Annotated in this window: 25 protein-coding genes and 2 pseudogenes; 24 read left to right on the top strand and 3 right to left on the bottom strand. The window is 67.0% G+C overall.

Annotated features, from left to right (window positions below; translation table 11 throughout):
• The first annotated feature begins 41 nt into the window (after positions 1 to 41).
• The 3 genes from GEMRO_RS28020 to GEMRO_RS0106610 all read left to right on the top strand — a co-directional run bounded on the left by GEMRO_RS28020 (position 42) and on the right by GEMRO_RS0106610 (position 2,177).
• A complete protein-coding gene (locus GEMRO_RS28020; RefSeq protein WP_035484855.1) occupies positions 42 to 623 on the top strand; it encodes an HPF/RaiA family ribosome-associated protein in 582 nt (193 codons plus the stop codon).
• Positions 624 to 838: 215 nt separating this feature from the next.
• Positions 839 to 1,300, top strand: coding sequence for an Rrf2 family transcriptional regulator (locus tag GEMRO_RS0106605; RefSeq protein WP_027133377.1), 462 nt, complete (start codon positions 839 to 841; stop codon positions 1,298 to 1,300).
• Positions 1,290 to 2,177 (top strand): NAD(P)/FAD-dependent oxidoreductase, encoded by an 888-nt coding sequence (locus tag GEMRO_RS0106610; RefSeq protein ID WP_027133378.1) that lies wholly within the window; start codon positions 1,290 to 1,292, stop codon positions 2,175 to 2,177. Before GEMRO_RS0106605 ends, GEMRO_RS0106610 begins: the two co-directional genes overlap by 11 nt.
• 48 nt (positions 2,178 to 2,225) lie before the next feature.
• Here GEMRO_RS0106610 and GEMRO_RS34610 read toward each other — a convergent pair whose 3' ends face one another.
• On the bottom strand, positions 2,226 to 2,600 hold the full coding sequence (locus GEMRO_RS34610; RefSeq protein WP_169728324.1) for an MliC family protein: 375 nt from the start codon (positions 2,598 to 2,600) through the stop codon (positions 2,226 to 2,228).
• A 465-nt stretch (positions 2,601 to 3,065) separates the two neighbouring features.
• Here GEMRO_RS34610 and GEMRO_RS0106620 point away from each other — a divergent pair, with 465 nt between their 5' ends.
• The 5 genes from GEMRO_RS0106620 to modC are packed head-to-tail and all read left to right on the top strand — an operon-like array spanning position 3,066 to position 7,380.
• Entirely contained in the window at positions 3,066 to 3,293 is a 228-nt protein-coding gene (locus tag GEMRO_RS0106620; protein ID WP_027133379.1) for a hypothetical protein, read from the top strand.
• 36 nt (positions 3,294 to 3,329) lie between these two features.
• Positions 3,330 to 4,649, top strand: a complete 1,320-nt coding sequence (locus GEMRO_RS0106625; RefSeq protein ID WP_027133380.1) for an O-acetylhomoserine aminocarboxypropyltransferase/cysteine synthase family protein — start codon at positions 3,330 to 3,332, stop codon at positions 4,647 to 4,649.
• A 58-nt stretch (positions 4,650 to 4,707) separates the two neighbouring features.
• Entirely contained in the window at positions 4,708 to 5,496 is a 789-nt protein-coding gene (modA, locus tag GEMRO_RS0106630; protein ID WP_027133381.1) for a molybdate ABC transporter substrate-binding protein, read from the top strand.
• 28 nt (positions 5,497 to 5,524) lie between these two features.
• Positions 5,525 to 6,217, top strand: a complete 693-nt coding sequence (gene modB / locus GEMRO_RS0106635; RefSeq protein ID WP_027133382.1) for a molybdate ABC transporter permease subunit — start codon at positions 5,525 to 5,527, stop codon at positions 6,215 to 6,217.
• Positions 6,214 to 7,380 carry a molybdenum ABC transporter ATP-binding protein gene (gene modC / locus GEMRO_RS28030; protein WP_084506616.1) on the top strand — a complete coding sequence of 389 codons (1,167 nt, stop codon included), beginning with the start codon at positions 6,214 to 6,216 and terminating at the stop codon, positions 7,378 to 7,380. The genes modB and modC overlap by 4 nt, the downstream gene beginning before the upstream one ends.
• Here the strand turns inward: modC and GEMRO_RS0106645 are convergent.
• Entirely contained in the window at positions 7,344 to 8,210 is an 867-nt protein-coding gene (locus tag GEMRO_RS0106645) for a formate/nitrite transporter family protein (protein ID WP_084506618.1), read from the bottom strand. The genes modC and GEMRO_RS0106645 overlap by 37 nt on opposite strands.
• A gap of 260 nt (positions 8,211 to 8,470) precedes the next feature.
• Here GEMRO_RS0106645 and GEMRO_RS0106650 point away from each other — a divergent pair, with 260 nt between their 5' ends.
• From GEMRO_RS0106650 to GEMRO_RS0106720, 14 genes are all read left to right on the top strand, one after another.
• Complete coding sequence (locus GEMRO_RS0106650) at positions 8,471 to 9,529, top strand: S1C family serine protease (protein WP_027133384.1); 1,059 nt, start codon at positions 8,471 to 8,473, stop codon at positions 9,527 to 9,529.
• Between the two features lie 902 nt (positions 9,530 to 10,431).
• The gene (locus GEMRO_RS34070; RefSeq protein ID WP_051328768.1) at positions 10,432 to 10,632 is read left to right on the top strand and encodes a Flp family type IVb pilin; all 201 of its coding nucleotides are present in this window, start codon (positions 10,432 to 10,434) and stop codon (positions 10,630 to 10,632) included.
• Between the two features lie 111 nt (positions 10,633 to 10,743).
• A complete protein-coding gene (locus GEMRO_RS28035) occupies positions 10,744 to 11,211 on the top strand; it encodes an A24 family peptidase (protein ID WP_051328769.1) in 468 nt (155 codons plus the stop codon).
• Between the two features lies 1 nt (position 11,212).
• Positions 11,213 to 12,103, top strand: coding sequence for a Flp pilus assembly protein CpaB (gene cpaB / locus GEMRO_RS28040; protein ID WP_051328770.1), 891 nt, complete (start codon positions 11,213 to 11,215; stop codon positions 12,101 to 12,103).
• A 13-nt stretch (positions 12,104 to 12,116) separates the two neighbouring features.
• Positions 12,117 to 13,514, top strand: coding sequence for a type II and III secretion system protein family protein (locus GEMRO_RS0106670; protein ID WP_169728325.1), 1,398 nt, complete (start codon positions 12,117 to 12,119; stop codon positions 13,512 to 13,514).
• Positions 13,515 to 13,535: 21 nt separating this feature from the next.
• Entirely contained in the window at positions 13,536 to 13,940 is a 405-nt protein-coding gene (locus tag GEMRO_RS34075) for a CpaD family pilus assembly lipoprotein (RefSeq protein ID WP_051328772.1), read from the top strand.
• Positions 13,941 to 13,945: 5 nt separating this feature from the next.
• The gene (locus tag GEMRO_RS0106685) at positions 13,946 to 15,157 is read left to right on the top strand and encodes an AAA family ATPase (RefSeq protein ID WP_027133387.1); all 1,212 of its coding nucleotides are present in this window, start codon (positions 13,946 to 13,948) and stop codon (positions 15,155 to 15,157) included.
• A gap of 3 nt (positions 15,158 to 15,160) precedes the next feature.
• Positions 15,161 to 16,528 (top strand): CpaF family protein, encoded by a 1,368-nt coding sequence (locus tag GEMRO_RS0106690; protein WP_027133388.1) that lies wholly within the window; start codon positions 15,161 to 15,163, stop codon positions 16,526 to 16,528.
• 5 nt (positions 16,529 to 16,533) lie between these two features.
• The gene (locus GEMRO_RS28050; RefSeq protein WP_051328773.1) at positions 16,534 to 17,490 is read left to right on the top strand and encodes a type II secretion system F family protein; all 957 of its coding nucleotides are present in this window, start codon (positions 16,534 to 16,536) and stop codon (positions 17,488 to 17,490) included.
• Positions 17,487 to 18,443, top strand: coding sequence for a type II secretion system F family protein (locus GEMRO_RS0106700; protein ID WP_027133389.1), 957 nt, complete (start codon positions 17,487 to 17,489; stop codon positions 18,441 to 18,443). The genes GEMRO_RS28050 and GEMRO_RS0106700 overlap by 4 nt, the downstream gene beginning before the upstream one ends.
• A 21-nt stretch (positions 18,444 to 18,464) precedes the next feature.
• Positions 18,465 to 19,259: a tetratricopeptide repeat protein gene (locus GEMRO_RS32445; RefSeq protein ID WP_051328774.1), complete on the top strand. Its 795-nt coding sequence runs from the start codon at positions 18,465 to 18,467 to the stop codon at positions 19,257 to 19,259.
• Positions 19,260 to 19,261: 2 nt separating this feature from the next.
• Positions 19,262 to 19,906 (top strand): TadE/TadG family type IV pilus assembly protein, encoded by a 645-nt coding sequence (locus tag GEMRO_RS32450; RefSeq protein ID WP_084506628.1) that lies wholly within the window; start codon positions 19,262 to 19,264, stop codon positions 19,904 to 19,906.
• A 74-nt stretch (positions 19,907 to 19,980) separates the two neighbouring features.
• A complete protein-coding gene (locus GEMRO_RS0106715) occupies positions 19,981 to 20,508 on the top strand; it encodes a TadE/TadG family type IV pilus assembly protein (RefSeq protein WP_027133390.1) in 528 nt (175 codons plus the stop codon).
• Between the two features lie 76 nt (positions 20,509 to 20,584).
• Positions 20,585 to 21,994: a vWA domain-containing protein gene (locus tag GEMRO_RS0106720; RefSeq protein ID WP_169728326.1), complete on the top strand. Its 1,410-nt coding sequence runs from the start codon at positions 20,585 to 20,587 to the stop codon at positions 21,992 to 21,994.
• A 503-nt stretch (positions 21,995 to 22,497) separates the two neighbouring features.
• Here the strand turns inward: GEMRO_RS0106720 and GEMRO_RS35920 are convergent.
• Positions 22,498 to 22,668, bottom strand: a pseudogene (locus GEMRO_RS35920) (transposase); the annotation flags it as partial.
• Positions 22,669 to 22,731: 63 nt separating this feature from the next.
• Between GEMRO_RS35920 and GEMRO_RS28065 the strand changes: the two are divergent.
• Both GEMRO_RS28065 and GEMRO_RS0106735 read left to right on the top strand, forming a co-directional pair.
• Positions 22,732 to 23,806: pseudogene (locus GEMRO_RS28065) on the top strand (IS3 family transposase); the annotation flags it as partial.
• Positions 23,807 to 23,909: 103 nt separating this feature from the next.
• Positions 23,910 to 25,112: an IS256 family transposase gene (locus tag GEMRO_RS0106735; protein ID WP_027132535.1), complete on the top strand. Its 1,203-nt coding sequence runs from the start codon at positions 23,910 to 23,912 to the stop codon at positions 25,110 to 25,112.
• Positions 25,113 to 25,138 lie beyond the last annotated feature (26 nt).

Below are 25,138 nucleotides of genomic sequence, written 5' to 3' on the forward strand. Positions count from 1 at the left end.
GATCACGGAACAAGGTCCTTCACAACAAACGGGAGCTCCACATGGAACGGCCGCTGCAGATCGCATACAAGGCACTGGAGCCGTCCGAGTTTCTTGATGCGCTCATCCGGGAGCGCGCGGAGAAGCTGGACCGCTACCACCCCAACGTGATCGGTTGCCGGGTCGTCGTGGAAGTCCCGCATCGCAGTGCCGAGAGCGGCAAGACGCCGATCGGCATTGCGGTCGAGGTGGAGGTTGCCGGGCGCAACACCATCGTCGGCAAGAGCGAGACGGAACGGCGGGAAGCCAAGAACGACCATAACGCGGTCGTCACCCGTGCCTTCGAGGCAGTCCAGCGCCAGCTCGAGGATAGTGCCCGCACCAGGCGCGAACAGGCGCGCCATGGCGAGTTCGAGCTGCAGACCGGTCAGATCGTCCGGCTGTTCAAGGATTCCGGCTATGGCTTTGTCGAGGTGAAGGGCAGCCCCGACCTGCACTTCGTCCGCGAGGACGTCGCCAATGGCGGGTTCGATGCGCTGGAAGTGGGCATCATGGTCCAGGTGACCCCGTCCCCGGCGCTTGGCCCCATGGGTCCGCGGGCCAGCGAGATCCGCCTGTTCAACAAGGAGCGGACCGCTTCCTGATCTTCCAGGTTTCCGGAAGTCACGTCCGGCGCCGGGCGGACCGGCGGCTGCTGCCCATGAATGGCACCCGCCGTGGAAGCCCGGCGCCAAGCGGGCGCTCGCGGCGCCTCGCCTGAAAATACGAGCAGAACAATCCTGGCAGCGCGCATCTCTCCATGCGGGCCGGCAGCCCGCCACCCTTGACGGGCAGCCAATCATGTATCACCAAGAGTTACATGATCTGCGACAGCCGCCTCTCCGCCGTGCTTCATGCCCTGCTCCACATGGCCCAGCAGGACGAACCCATGACCTCCGAAGCCCTGGCCCGGTGCATGGGCACCCATGCGGTCGTGGTGCGCCGGACCATGGCGGGATTGCGGGAAATGGGGCTGGTGCGTTCCGAAAAGGGGCATGGGGGCGGCTGGCGGCTTGCCTGCGACCTGGAGGCCGTCACCCTGCGCGACATCTACGCTGCCCTCGGCGCTCCCAGGGTCTTCGCCATCGGCCACAAGACGGAACAGCCGGCCTGCCTGGTCGAGCAGGCGGTGAACGACGCCTTGGGCGATGCCTTGCGCAAGGCCGAAGAACTCCTCGTGCAGCGGCTGGGCGAGGTCACCCTGGCCACGCTCTCCGCCGACTTCCACCGCCGCCTCGCCGGCCGCTCGTGTCCGAACGGAGGGTCATCCCATGCAGCATGACGTCATCATCGTCGGGGGCAGCTACAGCGGGATGGCTGCGGCGCTCCAGCTCGCCCGGGGTCGGCGCGACATCCTGGTGGTCGATGCCGGCCTGCGGCGCAACCGCTTCGCCAAGGCCTCCCACGGCTTCCTTGGCCAGGACGGGCAGCCGCCCGGCGCCATCGCCGCCGAGGCCCGCGCCCAGCTCCTGGCCTATCCCAGCGTGGCCTGGATCGAGGACGAGGCAGTTGCCGCAAGTCCGGAGGGCAACGGCTTCCGCGTGACGCTCCAAACCGGCGAGATGCGCATGGCGCGCCGCCTGCTGCTCGCGACCGGGGTCGTCGACAGCCTGCCGGACATCCGTGGTCTCCAGGAGCGCTGGGGGCGCAGCGTCTTCATGTGCCCGTATTGCGACGGCTACGAACTGGATCGAGGATCCCTCGGCGTGCTCGCGACCAGCGACGCCTGGTTCCACCAGGCCATGATGATCCCCGAATGGGGGCCGACGACCCTGTTCACCAACGGGACCTGCCAGCCGGATGCAGAGCAGCGGCGGGCCCTGGCCGCGCGCGGGGTGGCGATCGAGGAGACGCCCGTCCTGCGGATCGGGGGCGAGCGGGCCACGGTACACCTGCAGGACGGGCACAGCATCGCGCTGCAGGGGCTGTTCCTGATGCCCCGCACCAGCTTTGCGAGCCCGCTCGTGGAACAACTCGGCTGCGCCCTGGAGGAGGGGCCGATGGGCCCATTCATCCGCACCGATGCCCGGAAGGAGACGAGCGTGCCCGGGGTGTTCGCCTGCGGCGATGCGGCCCGTGCCGCCGGGTCGGTGTCGCTGGCCGTGGGCGATGGCGCCATGGCCGGCGCCGCGACCCATCAATCCCTGGTCTTCCGCTAGGGCGACCCCGTCCTCGCCCGCCCGCAAGGCTGCAGCCGGGCCGGCCGGCTACATGCCCTGGTTGGTGGATGCCGGCTGGTCGTCGACCACATGGCATTCGGTGGGCGGGGCCTCGCCGTTGGTCCAGGTCGCCGCGTCGCCCTTGCCGCTGAGCTCGATGCCGTCCACCGCATAGCGGATGCCCGAGCCGGAGCGCTGCTGCTGCAGGATCACCGTCTCGCCGCCGTTGACGCTGACGATCGCGGTGTCGGGCTCGAACCACACGCCAAGCTTCGAGCCGTCGCCGCAAAGATAATGCACCGTCGAGACGTCCTGGATTTCCGGATCGTCCTTCGGCTGGGCCGCGCAGGCCCCCAGCAGCAGGCTGGTTGCTGCCGTAAGCGCAGCAACTTCCAGTCCAGGTCTCCGTCTCGTCGCACGCACGCCGCACCTCCAGCCGTCCTGCCTGCCCCCGCGGTCCTGGTCCGGCCGCCTGGGGGTCCCCTGGACCATCTGCAGGAACCCCGCGGGCCGCGACAAGACACGGCGCGCCAAGATTCGTCGCCACTTCCCAAAGGCTCCTGCCGGCGGCTGCTTCAAGCAGCGCTTAGTATTCCTGATTCGTCCGGCCCGCCGCGACGATTGAAGCGCCGCCGGACCAGGATATAACTCTCGGCCGTCGGGCCCAGGCCCGGCCGCGGTCATTTGACGGTCCAGCTTGCGCCGCGTCACCAAACGCTAAAGCGCCACGACATTGTCGTGGTTCACCTTCGGGAAGGGCGAGCCATTCATGAATATCCCTGCATTCTTCTCCCTCGGCGCCATGATGCGCCCCATCACCGGCTGAACTCCGCCTCTCCGCCGCGCGTGCCGTTCCCGCCCTCCTCCGGTTCTGGGGAAACGACGACCATGGATGCTGGTACCCTGCACGTGGTCGTCGACGACCGCCATGTCGGCCTGCTGCTCAAGACCGGTTCCGCCTTCCGCTTCGTCGCGGCCGATCCTGCCTATCGCCTGCTCGACGGCAGCCGCTTCGTCCGCCTGGAACAGGTCCAGCACGCCGCCCATGCCATGAAGCACGCGCTCGCGGAGAACCGCCTGCCAACCCGCAGGACCGGTCCCCGGCACGCCGGCTGATCCGGCCACATTCTGCGCTCCTTGGAGAAACGTTCCATGTCGGACCTCAAGTCCCAGCATCCGCAGACGCTCGCGCTTCACGCCGGCTGGCGGAGCGATCCGGCCACCGGCGCCGTCGCCGTGCCGATCTACCAGACCACGTCCTACCAGTTCCGCGACACCGACCACGCCCGCAAGCTGTTCGGCCTGGAAGAGCTCGGCAACATCTACACCCGGATCATGAACCCGACCCAGGACGCCCTGGAAAAGCGCCTGGCGGCCCTGGAGGGCGGCGTCGCGGGCCTGGCTCTGGCGTCGGGCCAGGCGGCCTCGGCGTTCTCGGTGCAGAACCTGGCGGAAGCAGGCGACAACATCGTCGCCTCCACCGACCTCTATGGCGGCACCTGGAACCTGTTCGCCAACACGCTGAAGCAGCAGGGCATCGAGGTCCGCTTCGTCGACCCGGCCGATCCGGAGAATTTCCGGCGCGCCACCGACGAGCGCACCCGCGCCTATTATGCCGAGACCCTGCCCAACCCGAAGCTGCAGGTCTTCCCGATCCGCGAGGTGGCCGAGATCGGCCGGCCGCTGGGCATTCCGCTGATCATCGACAACACCGCTGCACCGCTGCTCTGCCGGCCGCTCGACCATGGTGCTGCGATCGTGGTGCACTCGCTCACCAAGTATATCGGCGGTCACGGGTCCTCGATCGGCGGCATCATCATCGACGGCGGCAACTTCGACTGGGCGGCGGTTCCGGCGCGCCAGCCGCTGCTGAACCGGCCGGATCCCAGCTACCACGGCGCCGTCTGGGTCGAGGCGGTGAAGCCGCTGGGGCCGATCGCCTACATCATCAAGGCGCGCGTCACCCTGCTGCGCGACCTGGGCGCCGCGATCGCGCCGCTCAACGCCTTCCTGGCGATCCAGGGCGTGGAAAGCCTGCCGCTGCGGATCCGCGAGCACGTCAAGAACGCCTCGGCGGTGGCGGCCTGGCTGAAGGGCCGTCCGGAAGTGGCCAAGGTCATCCATCCGAGCGTGCAGGAAGGCGAAGCGCGCCGCCGCGCCGACACCTACCTGAAGGGCGGCTATGGTGGCCTGCTCGGCTTCGAGCTGAAGGGTGGCCTGGAAGCCGGCCGGCGCTTCATCGACGCCCTGCAGCTCTTCTACCATGTCGCCAATATCGGCGATTCGCGCTCCCTGGCGATCCATCCGGCCACGACCACCCACTCCCAGCTCTCGCCGGAGGAGCAACTGCAGACCGGCGTCACCGACGGCTATGTCCGCCTGAGCATCGGCATCGAGCATATCGACGACATCCTGGCCGATCTCGACCAGGCGCTGGTCGCCTCCAGCCGGATCGACCGCGCAGCCGCCTGAGCTTGGCGGATCTCCGGGGGCGATATATCCTGATGGAAATGTCGCTCCCGGAGGCCGCATGTTCAGCCGTCGCCCGCTCGTCGCCGCGCTCCTGGCGCTGGGCCTTCTTCTTCCGGCGGGCGCGCGTGCCGGCGAGACGATCACCGTGTTCGCCGCCGCCAGCCTGAAGAATGCGCTGGACGAGGCGATGGCCGCGTTCACCACCCGCACCGGCACGGACGTGGTGGCCTCCTACGCGGCGAGTTCCGCGCTGGCCAAGCAGATCGAGGCGGGCGCGCCGGCCGACCTGTTCATCTCCGCCGACCTGTCCTGGATGGATTATCTGGACGGCCAGGGCCTGATCGACCCTGCCAGCCGCATCGACCTGCTCGGCAACGCGCTGGTGCTGATCGCACCCGCAGGGGCGCCGCGCAGGGAACTGCAGATCGGGCCGGGCATGGATCTGGCGGCTGCGCTGGGCCAGGGCCGGCTGGCGGTGGGGCAGGTCGATTCGGTGCCGGCCGGCAGATACGCCAAGGCGGCCCTGCAGAGCCTTGAAGCATGGCCGGCCGCCCAGCCGAGGCTGGCCCAGGCCGACAATGTCCGCGCGGCCCTGGCCCTGGTTGCCCGGGGCGAGGCGCCCTTGGGCATCGTCTATGCCAGCGACGCGGCCAGCACCGACGAGGTCGAAATCGTCGGCACGTTCCCGCCAGCCAGCCATCCGCCGATCATCTATCCCGCCGCCCTGGTCGCTGCCGAGGACGCCCGTCCGGAGGCCGCCGCCTTCCTCGCTTTCCTTCAGGGAGCGGAAGCGGCGGCGGCCTTCCGCAAGGCCGGTTTCACCGTGCTGGTTCCTCCGGCATCCTGAGCGCCCCGATCTCCGGCGCCGGATCCCGATGACCGACTGGCTGAGCCCCGACGAGTGGACCGCCGTGCTCTTGAGCCTGCGCGTCTCGCTGGTGGCCATGCTGTGGAGCCTGCCGTTCGGTCTGGCGGTCGCCATGCTCCTGGCGCGCGGCCGGTTCTGGGGCCGCTCGGTCCTGGACACGATCGTTCACCTGCCCCTGGTGCTGCCCCCGGTGGTGACCGGCTATCTCCTGCTCCTCACCCTGGGCCGCCGGGCGCCGCTCGGTAGCTTTCTTGCGGAGTTCGGCATCGTCTTCTCGTTCCGCTGGACCGGTGCCGCACTGGCCTGCGCGATCATGGCGTTTCCCCTGATGGTCCGCGCCATCCGCCTGTCGATCGAGGCGGTCGACCGCCGCCTGGAGGATGCTGCCGGGACGCTCGGGGCCCGGCCGGCCTGGGTGTTCCTGACCGTCACCCTGCCGCTGATCCTGCCGGGCATCGTCGCCGGGATGATCCTGTCCTTCGCCAAAGCGCTGGGCGAGTTCGGCGCCACCATCACCTTCGTCTCGAACATCCCGGGCGAGACCCAGACGTTGCCGAGCGCCATCTACACGCTCACCCAGGTCCCCGACGGCGAGGCCGGCGCCCTGCGCCTGGTCCTGGTCTCGGTGGCGATCTCGATGGCCGCCCTGATCGGCTCGGAGTTGCTGGCGCGCCGCATCGCCCGCCGGATCGGCGCATGAGCCTGGAGGTCCGGATCCGTCACCGGCAGGGCGACTTCCGGCTGGACGTCGCCTTCACCGGCGCCGGCGGCCTGACCGCGCTGTTCGGGCGGTCCGGTTCCGGCAAGACCACGCTGGTCAACGCGATCGCCGGCCTGAACCGGCCGGCGGAAGGGCGGATCGTCCTGGACGGGGTGCCGCTCCTCGACACCGCGCAGGGCCTGTTCGTCCCGGTCCATCGCCGCCGGATCGGCTATGTCTTCCAGGATGCCCGGCTGTTCCCGCACCTGACCGTCCGGCAGAATTTGGCCTATGGCCGCTGGTTCACGCCGCGATCCGAAGCCGTGGCAAACCCGGAGGCGGTGGTCGCGATGCTCGGGATCGGCCACCTCCTGGAGCGCCGGCCGGCGGATCTGTCGGGGGGCGAGAAGCAGCGGGTCGCGATCGGCCGGGCGCTCATGGCGAGCCCGCGCCTGCTCCTGATGGACGAGCCGCTGGCGTCGCTGGATGAGAGCCGCAAGGCGGAGATCCTGCCGTTCATCGAGCGGCTGCGCGACCAGGCGCAGGTCCCGATCGTCTATGTCAGCCATGCCGTGGCCGAGATCGCAAGGCTGGCGACCGGCATCGTGGTTCTTTCCGAGGGCCGGGTCGCGGCCGCCGGCGAGGCGCGCGGCGTGATGGCCAGGCTCGACATGTTCCAGGGCAGCGAGCGGTCCGAGGCTGGCGCCTTGCTCGACACCCGCCTGATCGGCCACGAGCCGGAGTACGCGCTCAGCATCCTGGAGGCGCCGGCCGGCCGGCTGTTCGTCCCGGCCCTGGCGCGCCCGCCCGGCACGATGGTGCGGCTGCGCATCCGCGCCCGCGACGTCACCCTGGCGACCGCCCGCCCCGACCATCTGAGCGCCCAGAACATCCTGGCGGGACGCATCGCCGAGATCGGGAGGACGGATGGCCCGGTGGTCGATGTCCGGCTGGACTGCCATGGCGACGCCCTGGTCGCCCAGGTGACGAGGCGCGCCATCGCCATGCTGGGCCTGGAGGTCGGGCGGCCGGTGTTCGCCGTGGTCAAGAGCATCACCTTGGCGGACGGGCAGGCCGCCGAAGGACATGCCACCGAGCGCGCCGACCCCCCTCGGGGTGGCCAGGCTCAGCCGACCTCAAGTTCCTCGCGGACCTGGCCATAGGCGAGCAGGGCGAACAGCGCCGACCCGCCGATCACGTTGCCGCAAAGCATCGGCAGGATGTAGCCAGACAGCGCCTGCAGGAGCGCGAGTTCGCCCGCCAGGACCAGCATGAAGATCTCCATCGACCCGGCCACCACATGCGCCAGGTCGAACAGCGCGATCAGGTAGGTCATCAGCACGATGACGGCGCTGCGGGCGGTCTCAGCGGACGGCAGCATCCAGACCAGGGTCGCGATCATCCAGCCGGCGACGATCCCCCGCCAGAACGCCTCCCCTGGCGACAGCTCGGCCAGGTGCCGGCTGACGTCGAGCATGCCGGCAAGGATGTGCTCAGGAAGCAGGAGGCCGGTGAGGCACGCCGCGGCGAACATGGCCGTGCCTGCCATGTTCGCTAGGAACACCACGCTCCACAGCCTTGCCAGGGCGAGGAGCTTGCGCCGGCTGGGCCGGTAGATGATCGGGAGCACCGCCGTGAGGGTGATCTCGGTGAACAGCTGCTGGCGGGCCAGGATCACGATCAGGAAGCCTACGGCATAGCCGAAATTCTCCACGAGCGGGCGCCATGGCGCATCCGGGAGCGCCACATGGAGCGCCCCCTCGGCCACCACGGAGAAGCCGATCGAGAGCCCGGCGGCCAGCCCCGACCACCACAGGCCCGCGGTCGGCCGGGACAGTTCCTCGACCCCTTCGCGCCGGATGACCTCGTAGACGGCCAGGGGGCGCAGCTTGCGGTGCTCGTGGATGTCGTCCTGTTCGTCCTCAGTGAGCGCCTGTCCCTTGTGCTCGATTGCGGCCTCGACCGCCTCGTCGTCCGACACAGGGGGCTGCATGCTCGATCGTCTCCGGATGGATCGGGTGGATTGATTATCCCGTTCAACCCCGGCACAGGCCGAAAAGTTGCCTCGCCACCGGTCCGCTGCGTGATATTCCTTGGATCTTTTGGCGCCACGGCCAATCTCGGCAGGAGCCACGGAACCGGGCCGGGCGCTGGCGGGCTTCGCAGACGGCCGCGCCAGCGTAGCCAGCCTTGCAACAAACCTGGAAGTTCTACCCGGTGCCGGCCAAGGCCGGACGGAACGAGGAAGTCGAATTGCCTGTCCGGTTGCTCCGCTTCGGAATTCTCTGGTTCCTGTTCCTGGCGACCTTGTGGACCGCCGAGCCCTATCTGCGCGCCTGGCTGTTCGCCAGCGACAGCCCCAGGCCCGTCACCGCGCGGGCAGACCTGGCGGAGTTCGAGCGCAACGCCACCGAGGTGTTCGCGCTGCGGGCAGGCGCGGTGCCGCTGGTGGCGACCGGCGGAAGCGGCAGGGTCGGAACCGGCTCCGGCTTCGTCTGGGACCAGGCCGGGCATATCGTCACCAACCATCATGTGGTGGCCGGCTTTGGCGAGGTGATCGTGCGGTTCGGCATCGAGCGGCCGATCCCGGCCCAGGTCATCGGCGCGGCGCCGGACTACGACTTGGCCGTGCTGCGGCCCAAGGTTCCGCTGGACCTGGTGGAACCGATCCCGCTCGGCAGTTCCAGCGACCTCACGGTCGGCCAGACGGTCTATGCGATCGGCAACCCCTTCGGCCTCAGCCGCTCGATGTCGGCGGGCATCGTCAGCGCGCTCGATCGTCGCCTGCCGACCGGGTCCGGCCGCGAGATCCGCGGCGTGATCCAGACCGATGCCGCGATCAATCCCGGCAATTCCGGAGGGCCGCTGCTCGACGCCGCCGGCCGGCTGATCGGGGTCAACACCGCGATCTACTCGGAAACCGGCAGCTTCGCCGGTGTCGGCTTCGCGGTGCCGGTCGACGTGGTCAACGAGATCGTCCCGCAGCTGATCAGCCAGGGCCATGCCCCCCGGCCCGGGATCGGCATCACCACGCTGGACGAGACGGTCGCGGCCGGCCTGGAGGCGCCGGGGATCGTGATCGCGGAGATCCTGCCCGGATCCGCCGCCGAGCAGGCGGGGCTGCGGGGGATCAACCCCCAGGCCCAGGAGATCGGCGACGTGATCACCCATGTCGACGGGCAGCGCGTCCGCACGGTCGCCGAGCTTGCCGAGAAGCTGGCGGCAGCCGGCATCGGCAACGAGGTGGAGCTCACCGTCCAGCGGGCCGGGGCCGAGCGCACCGTGCAGGTCGAGGTGATCGACATCGGCTGAACGCCGGTCCTCCAGCAGGCAGGAACGCCAGCCGCGGGGTTGGGCGGCCCTGGCCAGCGCCACGACCACGCCCGGCGATGGTCAGGCTGTCGGATGCGGGGTCCGGCTCAGTCCCATCGGCCTTCTTCCGGGCCTGGATGATGGATCGCGGGGCCGGCCACGCCCCGTCCGCGTGCCTGCGGCCGTGGGAACGTCCGCGAGTTCAGGAGCTCGACGGGCGGCTCCGGCAAGTGCTCGCCGCCGGATGAACCCGACGCCGGCCCCTCGCAGGAGCAGCGGCGCGGCCAGCCTCGCTCAGATCGCCATAAGTACGTCTAGGACTTGGTTCTTGAACTGCGTACCGGCTCCTGCCGGATGCCCTCATGCCGAGCCCGCTCCGGTTTCAGGCGCATGCCCAGGACCAGGCAAGCCCGCTGGCGGACGCCCCTCGCGCGGCTGATCCGCGGTTCTCCGCCAAAGAGCTTCCTTCCCCAGCCGCCGAAAGGCCGCCGCACCCGCCCTGGCTTCCGGCTGGCGGCGTTCCCTGTCCTGGCCAGGCCGCGAGGACCCGGCTCCGCAGCAGGCTCGGTCGACGATCTCTATGGCGTACCAAGCTGCAGTGTGTGGGCGCGCACCATGATGGATCACGGGCACCGCCGGGCCATCCCCGCACCGGTGATGGCGGCTGTTTCGCTGGCGAGAACTGCCCGCTTCGCCCCACTGGACCAGATGCGGACCGGGTTCGGGGCCGGATCTGCCGGCATCCACACGCTCTCGGGAAGGCGCTGGTCGGAGGCAAGCAAAATGCTTGGCGCTCATACTTTGTTAAGTTGTTGGCGTCAGGATGTCCGCATGGCGCGGGCAACGGGAAACAACCCGGAAGATGTCGCCATGCCCCCCGAGGAATCATTTGGACACGGCACATGATCAAGTTGTTGATGGGCGTGAAGGCGCTGTGGTCGGACCGGCGTGGCGTCACCGCGATCGAGTATGCCGTGATGGCAGGCGCCGTTGCGGTCGCCCTGGTCGCCATCATGGGCGACTCCACCACGGGCGTGATGGGTGCGCTGTCCCAGAAGATGACCGCCATCATCAACGCCATCCCGAGCGGCACGTCTCCGTGAAGCAATCTTCTGCCCGCTCCGCCTCCCGGGTCGAGGCGGGCAGAGGAACTTCATCTTTCTGGATGCATGACGCCAGTCCAGCCGTCGCGGCTGGGACGCAGGAAATCCGAGATGGCGGATATCTGGACCTTGCTTCTGCTTCCGGTTCTTCTGGCAGCCTCGATTTCGGACATCAGCCGCCGGATCATTCCCAATGAGGTGTCCCTGGTGCTGGTGCTGGGTTTCGTCCTGCATGCCCTGGTCGAGCTCAGCATCTCCGAGGCGATGGGGAATGTTTTCCTGGGCGGCTTGGTCCTGATGTTCGCCACGCTGCTGTACTGGGGCCGCCTGCTGGGCGGCGGCGACGTCAAGCTGCTGGCTGCGTGCAGCCTATGGACGGGCTGGAACGGCTTGGCCGCCCTGCTCCTGGCCACGGCGCTCCTGGGAGGGGGCATCGCCCTCATCCTGGTGGCCTGGTCGAGGTGCAGGCGGTGGCTGTCCGGACCGGCGGCGGCTCCTGCCATGACCGTGCCCTACGGCGTCGCGATCGCCGCCTCGACCTTCTGGGTCGTGGCGACTGCCGGGCTTGGAGGGCCGTAGGATGACATCCACCCTGATCCGGCTGGCCGTGGCCGGCAGCTTCGCCGTGGTCGCGGCCATCTTCGGCCCGGCTCTGCTCGAAACGCCGGAGCCGGGTGCGGCCCTGGCGTCGAAGCCCCTGCCGGCCATACGGGTCGCCACGCGCACGTTCCAGGTCGGCACCTTCCTGGACGCGGGCAGCGCCACCTTCCAGGACTGGAGCGGCAAGGTCACGGACGACATGGTGACCCGCGACGTGCATCCGGGCCAGGACGTGGTGGGCTCGGTGGTGGTGGCGCCCATCGTGGCGGGCGAGCCGATCACCCGGAGCAAGCTCCTCATGCCTGGCCAGGAAGGCTTCCTGGCGGCCGTGCTGCGTCCCGGCATGCGGGCGATCTCGATCGCCGTCGATGCCGTCTCCGGGAATGCCGGCCATATCTTTCCGGGCGACCGGATCGACGTGATCCTCACCCAGGATCTCCATCGTTTCGATGTCGCCGCCACCGGCCAGCGCCTCGCCACCGAGACGATCCTGCAGGACGTGCGGGTCATCGCCGTCGACCAGAACCTGAATGAAGATTTGAAGCAGCGCGACACCGACAAGATCGCGCGGACGATCACGCTCGAGGTCGATCAGACGGATGCCCAGAAGGTCACGCTGGCTTCGGGACTGGGCAAGCTGTCCCTGAGCCTGAGGAGCCTGCTGCGCAACATCGAGAACCAGCCGGCCGGCACCGCGGACCCGGCTGCCAGCGCAGCGCTCGAGCAGGCCGCGCCGCCGGTCTGGGCCGAGGATGTCTCGTCCGCGCTCCGGGGCAACCTGCCCCGGGAGGCTGGCGGTCCTCCCGCCGCGGCGCCGGTTCATCCTGTCAGGGTGCTGCGTGGTGCGGCTTCGGCCGTCACGAGCGAGTAGAGGTGATCTAGCGATGTCGACTCGATGGGCCTTTGCTGGCCGCCTGTCCTGGATGGTGCTCGCGGCGACAGTATTCCTCGTCCGGCCGGAGCCGGCCCACGGGGAGACCGCTGCGCTCCCTCGTCTCGTGGTGGACATAGGCGAGGCGCAGGTCATCCATCTCCCGGCCCCGGCCCAGACCGTCTTCGTCGCCGACCCGACGCTGGCGGACGTGCAGGTCGGCGGGCCCAGGACGATCATCGTGTTCGGCGTCCGGTCGGGCCGCACGACGTTCTATGCGCTGGACCAGAACGGCCGGATGATCGTGGCCCGGGATGTGCGCATCAACCACAACCTGGACGTCCTGAACGACATCCTCAAGGAGCGCTTTCCCGGCCAGCGGATCCTGCTCACCTCGGCGCCGAACACCCTGATGGTCGAGGGCAGCGTCGGAACGCCCCAGGAAGCCCAGGCGGTTCTCGCCACGATCCGCGGGGTGGTCGGCGACAAGGAACAGGTGATCGACCGGCTGAAGGTCGACATCGCGACCCAGGTGAGTATCCGCGTGCGCATCGCGGAAGTCTCCAAGTCGATCGATCAGCGGCTCGGCATCAACTGGCAGGCCCTGTTCAGCGCCGGGGACATCACCTTCGGTTTTCTCAGCGGTCGCGACTTTCTCGTTTCCGGCGCCGCAGCTCCGGTCGTCGGGAGCACAGGCATCGGCCTGGCTCCGGGCCAGGCTGGATCCTATGTGGGAAGCTATCGGAGCAGCAATGTGAGCGTGGACACCCTGATCGACGCCCTCGATCAGGAGGGGCTGGCGCGCACCCTGGCCGAACCCAATCTGACGGCGATCTCGGGCCAGAAGGCAAGCTTCCTCGCCGGCGGGGAGTTTCCCATTCCCATCGCTCAGGGCGACGGCACGATCTCCGTGGACTTCAAGCAGTTCGGCGTGGCCCTCGATTTCGTCCCGACGGTGCTGTCGTCGAACCGGATGAGCCTCACCGTGCGGCCCGAGGTCAGCGAGCTATCGAACAATGGCTCGGTGCAGACCGGCGACCTGCGCATCCCGGCCCTGACCGTCCGCCGGGTGGAGACCACGGTGGAGCTGGGCTCCGGCCAGAGCCTGGTGATCGGCGGGCTTCTCCAGCAGAACGCCCGGGATCTGCTCACCAAGCTGCCTGGCCTGGGCGATCTGCCCGTCATCGGCGCGCTGTTCACGTCGTCGAGCTACCAGAAGAACGAGACCGAGCTCGTGGTCATCGTGACCCCCTACATCGTGAAACCGGCGTCGACGGAGGCGCTGGAAACGCCGCTGGGCCGCCTGTCTCCCGCCAGCCCGTTCGAGCGGCTGCTCCTGAAAGGGGCACGCGTCGCTCCGGCAGCCGGAGGCATGGGTCGCCTGACCGGCCGGGCGGGCTTCGTCTACTGACGCTGGGAGGTTCTTCCTGTCATGAACGATCAACTGCCCCTGCTGATGGCCCTCCTGGGCGCCCTGACCGCCTGTCAGCCGACGCCCTTTCCTACGCTCGGAGAGCCCGGATCCTCTCTCGGCACGTCCGCCGATGCATCAGCCGGACAGGCGGGGCCGGAATGCCCGGACTGGCGGAAGGCCCAGCTCGAGCATCCTCTCGATGCCCTTCTCGGCAACCCGGCGCCGGCTGGCCAATTTGCTCTCGGCTGTGCCCAGGCCGCGAACATCCGGCACATGATCGCCGATCCGGGCGATCTGCAGGGAGGCGGGTCGACGGGAGCCGCGACCGCCACCGGGGCGGCGAGCGCTGTCGAGCGCTATCATGCCAACAAGGTCACGCCTTTGCCGGATCCGGCGCTGCGCAGCCTGGGTGCGGGAGGATAAGGCACATGCTCTCCCTGCCCTTTGGTACAGCACCTAGGTCGACCTCCCAGGATCCGGTCGAGCTCGCAGCCTTCCTGTCCGATTCCGAAAGCTGCTCGGTGATCGAGCAGCTGGATCAGGAGCATCGCAACTTCCGTCATCATGTCCGGCAGGGTCGGGTCGCCGAGGCTGTCGAGTACCTGAAGACCGTGAAGACCCCGCCAAAGATACTGATCGTCGACATTTCGGGGCTGGAGTTGCCCCTGTCCGAGATCGACCGGCTGGCGGATGTCTGCGAGCCCAGCATTCGGGTGCTGGTCGTCGGCAACCGGCAGGATGTCGGCCTGTTCCGATCGCTTCTGAAGCTCGGCATCGCCGACTACATCCTGAAACCCTTGAGCCCGGCGCTCATCGAGCCTCATCTGGATGGCTCGCCTTTGCCGGTGCTGGGGGCGGCCAGCACGCGCAGCGGGAAGCTGGTGGTCGTCACGGGTACCTGTGGGGGCGTCGGCGCCACCACGATCGGCGTGAATCTCGGATGGCACTTGGCCATCCGCGACCATCGCCGCGTGGCCCTCGTCGACATGGACATGCATGGTCAGGCGATGGCTCTGCAACTCGACGTCCGATCCAGCGACGGACTGCTCCGCGCGATCGAGAACTCCAGCCAGATCGATTCTCAGTTCATCGACAATGCGATGACGAGCTACCACCCCCGCCTGGGGATCCTGACCGGAGAGCTTCTGTGGGACCAGTCGGCGGACATCAGGGCGGAGCAGCTCGATGACGTCATCAAGATACTCGAGCACCACCATCACTATGTCATCGTCGACCTGCCCAGGCGACCCGGCCCCGTCTACACCTATCTGCTGCGGCGCGCAGCACTTCGGGTGGTCGTCACCAACCGGTCGCTGACCGCCACGCGCGACTGCGGCCGCCTACTCGAACTCAGCGGTTCGTTCGACGGGCGCACGATCCTCGTGCTGAACGAAGACCGGCCCGCCACGGCAGGTATGCTGGCGGTCGATGCCATCGAGACGTCCCTTCAGCGCAAGTTCGATCTGCGTATTGCCCATGAACGCAGGGCCACCGCCCAGATCGACAGTGCCGCCCGGAGCCAGCCGCTGGCCGCCGCCAACCGCCCGTTCCGCCTGACGGTCGAAGCTCTGGCGGCCAGCATCAGCGGACGGTCGATCTCGCCCAGAAGCCGGTGGCACCGGTTCATGCGGAGGAGCTGAGCCATGTTCGGCCGCAGGGTCACCGAGGCGTCGGCGGCTGCCGAACCCGTCGCGCCCGCTTCCATCCTGGATGCGTCCACGGACGCGGCGCCGGGCCCGTCGTCATCGAGCGGGGAAAAGACGTTCGCGGCCAGCTTCAAGCGCATCCGCGACCGTCTGTTCGCACGCATCAACGTCTCGGCCGCCATCCTGCGCGGGCGGGAGCAGCTTGCCGACGAGTTGCGGGCGGCCATCGTGGAGATTGCTGCGGCGGAACGGACGATCATGACGGTCGCGGAGTACGACCGGATCGTGGCGCTCATCCTCGACGAGATGTTCGGCCTGGGGCCGGTCGAGCCCTTGCTGGCGGACGCATCGGTCACCGACATTCTGATCAACGGGCCGCAGCACATCTATGTCGAGCGGCGAGGACTGCTCGAACTCACCAACATCAGCTTCCGCGACAATGAGCACCTGACGAATGTCGCGCAGCGCATCGCGGCCTCGGTCGGCCGCAGGGTCGACGAGACCAGTCCGACGGTCGATGCGCGTCTTGCGGATGGCAGCCGGGTCAACATCGTCCTGCCTCCACTGGCGCTGGACGGAACCTGCATCTCGATCCGGAAATTCGCGAAGCACCGCATCGGCATCAGCACGATGGTCCAGCACGGCAACCTGTCCCCAGGCATGGGACGGCTGCTCGAGATCGCCGCCCGGTGCCGACTGAACATCATCGTGTCGGGCGGAACGGGGTCCGGCAAGACCACCTTGCTGAATGCACTCTCCCGGATGATCGATCCAGGCGAGCGCATCATCACGATTGAAGATGCCGCCGAACTGCGCCTGCAGCAGCCCCATGTCGTCCGCCTGGAGACCCGTCCGCCCAACATCGAGCGGAGCGGAGAGATCAACCAGCGCGACCTGGTCAAGAACGCCCTGCGCATGCGGCCCGACCGGATCATTCTCGGCGAAATCCGCGGGGCCGAGGCGTTCGACGTCCTCCAGGCGATGAACACCGGCCATGACGGATCGATGACGACCCTTCACGCCAATACGCCGCGGGATGCCCTGGTCCGGCTCGAGAACATGGTGATCAGCGCGAATGCCGGGCTCCCGATGCAGGCGATCCGCAGTCAGATCGTCAGCGCTGTCCATCTGATCATCCAGATATCGCGCATGCGTGACGGTGTCCGGAGAGTTCAGCAGATAAGCGAGGTGATCGGCATCGAGGGAGAGGTCATCATCCTGCAGGACCTGTTCAACTTCGCCTTCGAGGAAACGCATGACGGGCGGATCATCGGGAACTTCGTCTCGACCGGCCTGCGGCCGCGTTTCGTCGTTCAGGCCCGTTACTACGGTCTTGAAGAAGAACTCAAGCAGGCGATGAGTTGAACGCCATGCCCAGCCTCATGATGATGGCATTTGCTGGCGGGCTGGTCGGCTTCGGCGCTGCCATCCTAGCAACCTCCCGCTGCACCTGGTCACCGTCAAGACCGAGCGTCCGGCTGCGGGCCCTGGATCTTCATCGTGGAGCCAAGGCAGAGCCGAAACAGCAGCGGCATATCGAGATCTTCAGGTCGGAGCCGTCGACCTGGCTGGAGAGACTTCGCCAGCGGATCGGGCAGCATGCCGTAGGTATCGGTGGGTTGCCGATGATCTGGCTGGTCGCGGTGGTCGTGATCGCCACCTTCATTCTCAGCCTGCTGACCCTGAATTTTCTAGATGCCTCTGGCAGTGTCGTTGCGATATCGCTCACGATGCTCTGTCCCTTGCTGGCAGGCACCCTTCTTCACGGGCAGCTCAAGCGACGTTGGCAGCTTGCATTCCTTAATGGCTTCGCCGACGCGATCGAGCTTGTCATCCGCGCTTCCAGATCGGGGATCCCGATCTCCGAAGCGATCCGGGTCGCCGGCCAGGAGATCGCAGATCCCGTGCGGTCGGAGTTCCGGCTTATCTCCAATGCCCTGGATCTGGGCATAGATCTCAAGGATGCCTTGCGGACGGCGGCCAGCCGCGTCTGCCTTCCGGACTTCGACTTTCTGGTGACCGCCCTCATTCTGCAGCGGGAGACCGGCGGTCAACTTGCAGAGACGCTGGAGAACCTGGCCACGATCCTTCGGCGCCGCAAGGAACTGCGCCTGAAGATCAAGGCCATGACGGCTGAAGGTCGGATGTCCGCCGTTGTGGTTGGCGCGATACCGCTCGTCGCCGCCGCAGCGATGTATTTCCTTGATCCCGGCCATATCGAGAGGTTGCTCGTCCCGGGGGCCGGAAGGTCGATGCTCTATGTGGGCATCGGGCTTCTCGCAGCCGGCATTGCGATCATCCATTTCCTGACCAGGGTCCGGCCATGAGCGAGCCGGATGTGTTTCGCGGCCTGCTGCCTGCGGCATTCGCCGTGCTGGCCCTGCTGGCCGCGGCCCTGATCTTCGCGATTGAAGCCAGATGGAGCGCCGCCGCCCGTCTCTCCGAGCGTGCCTGCCGCCACGCCGGACGGCGAAAAAGCGAACGGGCGAAGCAGAAGCATGTGACGTCGATGCAGGTGGTCGGCGACGCGCTCCAGAAAGTCGCGAGCATCGTCCTGCCTATCCTCGCAGCCCGCGATCGCGTGAAGACGCGAGAGCTTTTGGAGGGTGCAGGGATACGCGATCCTCGCATGCTGATCCGGTTTGTCGGGATCAAGGTGGCCTTCTTTGCTGCGGGTGCGGCTGGTACCGCCGTCGTCGTCGCCCGGGAGGGTTCATGGGCGGACAACCCATGGCAGTGCCTGGCAGCGACCGCGGTGGGAGCCATTGCAGCCGGTCTCGTTCCCGAACTGGCCATCCGCTACCTGCGCCGCCGGAGGCGGGAGAGGATCCGCTCCGCGCTCGCGGACACGATCGACCTGATGATCATCACGTCCAACGCCGGCCAGAGCCTGGATGTCACGTTGACCCGGGTTGCTCGCGAGGTGGGGCGGCTCGCTCCCGAGCTGTCGGACGAACTCGTGGTCACGATCTCGGAGTTGCAGGCCCTGCCCGATCGGCGAGACGCGCTCGACAATCTGGCGAGACGTACCGGCCTGACCGAAGTCCGAAGCCTCACGGCGACGCTGATCCAGACGATTCGCTATGGAACGCCGCTGACTCAGGCTTTGAAGGCGCTGGCGCAGGAGCTTCGGCAGTTCCGCCTGCTGGCCCTCGAAGAGAAGGCGGGAAAGCTCCCGGCCCTCCTCTCCCTCCCACTGATGCTGCTCATCATGCCGGCCGTGTTCATCGTGACAGCCGGACCGGCTGTTCTCGGCTTGATCGATGCCTTCACGAAATGATCGCGCGGAGATGTTCCTGCCATGACCTCGTTCCACAGACCCTTGACCTCCTTCTGCATGCTTCTGAGCCTTTCGGCCTGCGCCATGGCTCCTTCGGACATGAGCGAAGGCAAAGCCTTCACCGCCTCCACGGAGGCAGATAGCGGGATCGGCGGCCTGCTGCGCCTGGCCGATGCCTCCCTGGCTGGCGGCGACGTGGATGGCGGGATCAAGCTCCTGCGCCAGGTCATGGCCCGCTATCCCGACTCGCTTGAAGGACAGCGCGCCCTTGCCGAAGCATTTTTCGTTGTCGGCGCTCTTCCGGAAGCTTCCATCGCCTTCGACCAGATGCGCATGCTCGAGGGCGGACAATTGGAGGGGCTGCTCGGGCTTGGCCGGGTGGCACTTGCCAAAGGCGATGCTGCGAACGCCATCGGATATTTTGCGGAGGCCCTGGAAAGCGATCCCGATGAGGGAAGGGCAAGCAACGGCTTGGCCGTCGCTTACGACTATTCATCCCGCCATGAAGAAGCCCAGGAGATCTACAACAAGATCCTTGCCAGGAATCCGGCCGATCACGCCGTGGCCAACAATCTGGCGCTCTCCCAGGCCTTGTCGGGCTCGATCGGACCCGCAATCGCCGGCCTGAGCGACCTGGCGAGCGGTCCAGCCTATCTGCCCGAAGCCCGTTTCAACCTGGCGCTCGCCTATGGGATGGGCGGCGACCTGGCCGCAGCCCGCGAGATCCTGGAGGACGAACTCGACAGCCAGGCAGTGGCTGACAATCTGGCCTTCTACCGGCAGATCTCTCCCGCGGCGGGCGGCGGGTCCTTCTGAGGATGAACAACCAGCCTGCAATCTCCTTGCGGCGCCTGGTTCGTGATCCTGCAGGAGGATCGGCCGTCGAATTCGCGATCCTGGCTCCCTGCGTCATGCTGACCTTGCTGGCGATCGTCGAGATCGGCTTCATTTCAGCAGGCGAAGTTCTTCTGGGCTCCGGCGCAAGAGCTGCGGCGCGCTTTGCCCGTACGGGGCAAGTGATCAATAACGAGACCCGGATCGAATCGATCCGCCGCATCGTGACCAGTTTCGTCTGCCCGAAGGCCGTGCTTGCTCCTCCCCACGACGCCTTCTGTCTCTGGGACCAGGGATCCGCGCGGCTGAGCGAGGACGGAGCCGTCAGCCCGCTGCAGATAAGGACGCGCGTCTACGCGGATGCCCGGAACATCAGCCTGGCCGAGCCCTACAGCGACACCAACCCGCTGAACGGGGCTTACGATCCCGGAGAAACCTTCACCGATATCAACGGCAACGGCCAATGGGATGATGACATGGCGAGAAGTGGCGCGGGAGGCGCCGGCGATTTTGTCCTCTACGAGTTCGAGATGGCCCAAAGTCTCGCCAGCCCGATCTTCCAGGTGCTGACCGGAGAATGGATGACCATCCATCGCGCCAGCATCTCCGTGCAGAACGAGAAGTTCTGACCATGCGCGGGCGAACAAGATGCCGGGCTGGATCCTTCGCCTGTTCGATTCTTTGGCGATGCCGGAGCGGCGCCGTGGCCATCGAATTCGCGATCTGGGTGCCGGCGCTCATCATGGCATCGGTGGTGCTGATCGACATGGTCCGGTTCGTCGAGACAAGCGCGCGGATGGACCGGGTCGCGGCATCGGTGGCAGATCTCGTAACAGGCAACATCGAAATACGGGATCACGTTGATTTCAATCATTTGCTGCAGAACAACGATCTCGCCATGTTCTTCCACTCCGCCAACGTTCTGGCACAACCTGACGACCTCATCGAGGATGGACGGATCATCCTGACCTCGATCGACACTTCGGTGTCGGGCCATGTCCTGAACTGGCAGCGATCGGGCCCCTACCACCTGGATGTGCGGAGCCGCCTCCCCGCCGATCTGAAGCTGCCCCCCGGAGGGACCTATATCGTCGCTGAAGCATTCCTGCAGTTCGAGCCGTCGATCGCAGCGACAAAACTTGCGATACCTGCAGAATACACGCTTATCTACCGGCGATTTATCTTCCGGTCGAGGCTGGCTTCCTTGTCGCAGCTGCTTCCGGCGAACTGACATGAAAATGAAGAGAGTATTTCTGGGTGATCAACTGCACTTTGCGCTGGCTAACTGCCGTCGGGGGTCGGTCTCCGTGACCCTGGCCCTGGCGACCTCTCTGCTCGGGATGGCGGGGTTGCTCGCGCTGGACGTGGCGCGCATCGACCTGGCGCAAGGAAGGCTGCAGGCGGCGGTCGACGCGGCTGCTCTGGCGGTCACCCGGGATGTGGCCTCGGTCACGCTGGAGGCGGATGCGCGGCTGATCTTCGAGGCGAACCTGCCGCGCGGATATCTTGGACTGGTGGTGGAGAAGTTCGAGCTCTCGACTTCTCCGGGCGCCGACGGTCTGCAATCCCTGTCGCTGGATGTGGAAGCCAGCATCCCTTCCGCCGTGCTCGCAGCCAGCCAGGCATTCGGCTTCACGAGCAAGCAACTTGCGGTGCATGCGAGCGTCGCGCGCGGGACCCGCACAACGGAACTGGTCATGGTCCTCGACAACACAGGGTCGATGTCCGGGCAGCCCATCCAGAATCTCCGCTCGGCCGCCAGGGAACTTTCCGACATCCTGTTCAAGGGTCAGCCCCATCTGCCGGGCCTGTATGTCGGCATCGTCCCCTATGTGGCGACGGTCAACATCGGAAAGCAGCATCTCGACTGGATCTTGCCCGTGCAGCCGGGAGGCCTGCTTCCGCCCCTTGGCATCAGCCTGATCGGGTCATGGCAGGCCTACGCCCCGACCAGCTGGAAGGGCTGCGTCATGGCCCAGTTACCGCCCTTCGACATGACCGACGATACCATCCTGACGGCGGGACGGTTCTATCCGTTCTACTGGGCTTCGGTTCTCGGAGGACTCAATGTCTGGCCCGTCCTGGGCAAGGTTCTGGAGGTCCCGCAGCGAAACGACGCCTATGGCCCCAACCTGGGGTGTGGACCTCCCATCACTCCCCTTACCTCGTCCCGCGCGATCATCGAGCAGGCCATTGACGGGCTCGACGCGTGGAACCGGGGTGGCACCATGGCGAATCTCGGCCTGGTGTGGGGGTGGCGCGCGCTGTCGCCCAAGTGGCGCGGATTCTGGCGCAATGCGGACGGCAGCCCGATCTCCTTCTCCCACCCGCTGGACTACGACGCCTCCCACAACACCAAGGTGATCGTCCTCATGACCGATGGTCAGAACGGGTGGTACAAGGACGACTATACCGCATATGGCTGGCCCGAGGCGAACCGCATGGGGACCAGCAAGGTGAATGCGACCGAGGCGATCAATACGCGCATGGCATCGGCCTGCACCTCGCTCAAGAACCTAGGAGTGGTTCTGTTCACGATCACGTTCGGCTCGGTCGATGAGCAGACCCGTACCCGATTTGGCGCCTGCTCCTCGTCTCCCACGCAAAACCCCCTTTTCCCGGGCCGGAAGTATTTTCATGCCCCAACGGGAGAGGAACTCCGCAGCGCGTTCAGCAACATTGCCGGCCAGCTCACTGAGCTACGCCTGGTCAAGTAGGATTGCGAGCGTGGGGGCTGAAGGCGGATCGATCGGTAGGGTTGGCCTGCCGAAATCGTCACCACAGACGCTGATGGAAAGCTGATGGAGCGGCACCGGATGATCACCTGCCGGGTCTGGGGCCATGGTCGCATGCGCACAAGGTCGTGCTCCAGCATTCGTTCTGGGGGCAGATGCGCTTCTTGGCGGGAGCATTGACGGCTCAGAGGTCCTTGTTGAACGGAAGCTTGGGGGATGGACTTGCAGATCCGCCCAGCTCCGGGCGACATCGGAGCGCTCGCCCATGCTGGCCGCCACCCCGAGGTCGTGAGTGCCCCGGCTGCCATCCCGTTGTCGACGTCCGTCGTCTCTGCCTACCGCCGGACAGGCCCGACCTGAACTCGATCGAAACGGGATTCGCCAGGCTCAAGGTCATGCCGCGCAAGGCAGCCGCGCGGACCCGTCGCCCAGCCATGGATCGCCTTCGACGGTCTCCTTCCCGCCGCAGCCGCTAGGTAGGGAACTCATTCAGCCCAGGCTGAGGTGATGGCGACGAGTGCGAGCGCGGCCAGGTAGTTCTGAGCGAGGCGGTCATAGCGGGTGGCGATGCGTCGCCAGTTCTTGAGCCAGCCGAACAGCCGCTCGATCAGGTTGCGGCGGGCGTAAGCCTTGCGGTCGAGCGGATAAGGGATGGTGTGATCCTCCCCCGATTGCGCGGACACCTCTGATACGCTCCTGCGGAGCGAGGAAGGTGTTTGATGGCGAAGACGCGACGGGAGTTCACGCCCGAGTTCAAGCGAGAGGCGGTAGCGCTGCTGGAGAGCAGCGGACGGCCGCAGATGCAGATTGCTGCGGAGCTTGGGATCCAGCCGTCGATGCTGAGGCAGTGGCGCGCAGCCCTGAACGGCGCCGCCCCTTGCTCACGGCAGGAGACTTCGGCGGCATCCTCGCCGACGCGCCCGGTTGCTTCCCCGTCCGACCAGGCGGCCGAGATCGCCCGGCTTCGTCGTGAGCTCGACCGAACGCGCATGGAGCGCGACGTCCTAAAAAAGCCATCGGCATCTTCGCGGAGGTGCCGAGATGAGGTTTGCCTTCATCGAGCAGCATGCGCGCACCTACCCGGTGCGCCTCATGTGCCGCGTGCTCGAGGTCTCCACGAGCGGCTACTACGGATGGCGGTCACGTCCCGAGAGTGCCCGGTCGGCTGCCAATCGTCATCTTTTGGAAAATGTTCGCCGGGTCCATGCCGGCCATCATGGTCGTTATGGATCGCCTCGCGTACATGCAGCTCTCCGGGCGGAGGGCCGATCGGCCAGCCGCGGGCGTGTGGAGCGTCTGATGCGCCGCTACGGGATCCGGGCTCTCGCGGGCCGGCGGTTCCGGCCGTGCACGACCGACAGCCGGCATGACCTGCCGATCGCCCCGAACCTCCTGAAGCAGGAGTTCTCGGTCTCGGTGCCCAACAGGGTCTGGCTGGCGGATATCACCTACCTGCCGACTGGAGAAGGATGGCTCTATCTTGCGGCCCTCCTCGATCTCGCGACCCGCAAGATCGTCGGCTGGTCCATGCGTGATCACATGCGGACCGAGCTGACGACAGCCGCTCTGATGATGGCCGCCCAGCATCAGAGACCCAGCCCCGGCCTGATCCACCACTCGGATCGCGGCAGCCAATACGCCGCCAAGGCCTACCGCAAGCAACTCGCCGGTATGAAGGCGGCCCCGTCGATGAGCCGCACGGCCTGCTGCTACGACAACGCCCCAATGGAGAGCTTCTTCCACACTTTGAAGATCGAACTCGTCCATCAGCGACGATGGGCGACCCGGGACGAGGGTAGCGTCCGCGCTCGTGGTGGAAATTTGCTGAGCTTCTGAGGTGGTCATCGGACCAGCCGGGTAGGGTGGAGTTGCGACGCTTCACCTGAACGGAGGACCGATGACCGAGGACAGACTGCCACTGGCCGAGCTGATGCAGAAGGCCGGCGATGGCGACTTCCTGCGCGCCGTGGCCGAGGCGGTGCTGCAGCTGTTGATGGAGGCGGACGTGGAAGGGCTGATCGGCGCCGGGCGGCACGAGCGCTCGCCGGAGCGGCTCAACTACCGCAACGGGTTTCGCGACCGCGCACTCGACACCCGGCTGGGCACGCTCCAGCTGCGCGTGCCCAAGCTCCGCCAGGGCAGCTACTTTCCGCCCTTCCTCGAGCCGCGCAAGGTCAGCGAGAAGGCACTGGTGGCGGTCATCCAGGAGGCCTGGATCGGAGGCGTGTCCACCCGGCGGGTCGACGAGCTGGCGCAGGCCATGGGCCTGAGCGGCATCTCGAAGAGCACGGTCTCCAAGCTGTGCAAGGACATCGACGAGCGGGTGAACGCCTTCCTCGAGCGACCGCTGGAGGGCGATTGGCCCTACTTGTGGCTCGATGCGACCTACCTGAAGGTCAGGGAGGGCGGCCGCATCGTCTCGGTCGCGGCGATAATCGCGGTGGCGGTGAACGCCGAGGGCCGCCGCGAGATCGTTGGCTTGGGCCTGGGCCCGTCCGAGGCAGAGACGTTTTGGTCGGGCTTTCTCAAAGGGCTGGTCAAGCGCGGCCTGCGTGGGGTCAAGCTGGTGGTCTCGGACGCGCACGAAGGGCTCAAGCACGCCATCGCCAAGGTCCTTGGTGCCACCTGGCAAAGGTGTCGCGTGCACTGGCTAAGGAATGCCTTGGCGCACGTGCCGAAGGGCCAGCAGACGATGGTTGCCGCCGCGCTGCGCCAAGCCTTCCTGCAGCCGGACCAGGAGGCGGCCCGGCAGGCCTGGCGCCAGCTCGCCGATCAGCTCCGCCCCCGCTGGCCCAAGCTCGCGGACCTGATGGACGCGAGCGAGCACGACGTCCTGGCCTACCTGGCATTCCCGGTCCAGCACCGGGCCAAGCTTCATTCCACGAACCCGCTGGAGCGCCTGAACAAGGAGGTCAAACGCCGGGCCGACGTGGTCGGCATCTTTCCCAACGAGACCTCGATCCTGCGGCTGATCGGAGCCGTGCTGCTGGAAGCCAACGACGAGTGGCAGCTCCAGCACCGCTACATGCAGCTCGAGGCGATGGCCGAGCTGCTCACACCCGAGCTTGGAACCTTGAAACTTCCACCCCTGGCCGCCTAGGCGATGACCACCTCAACGCCCACCGA

The sequence above is a fragment of the Geminicoccus roseus DSM 18922 genome, assembly GCF_000427665.1.
GTDB lineage: Bacteria > Pseudomonadota > Alphaproteobacteria > Geminicoccales > Geminicoccaceae > Geminicoccus > Geminicoccus roseus.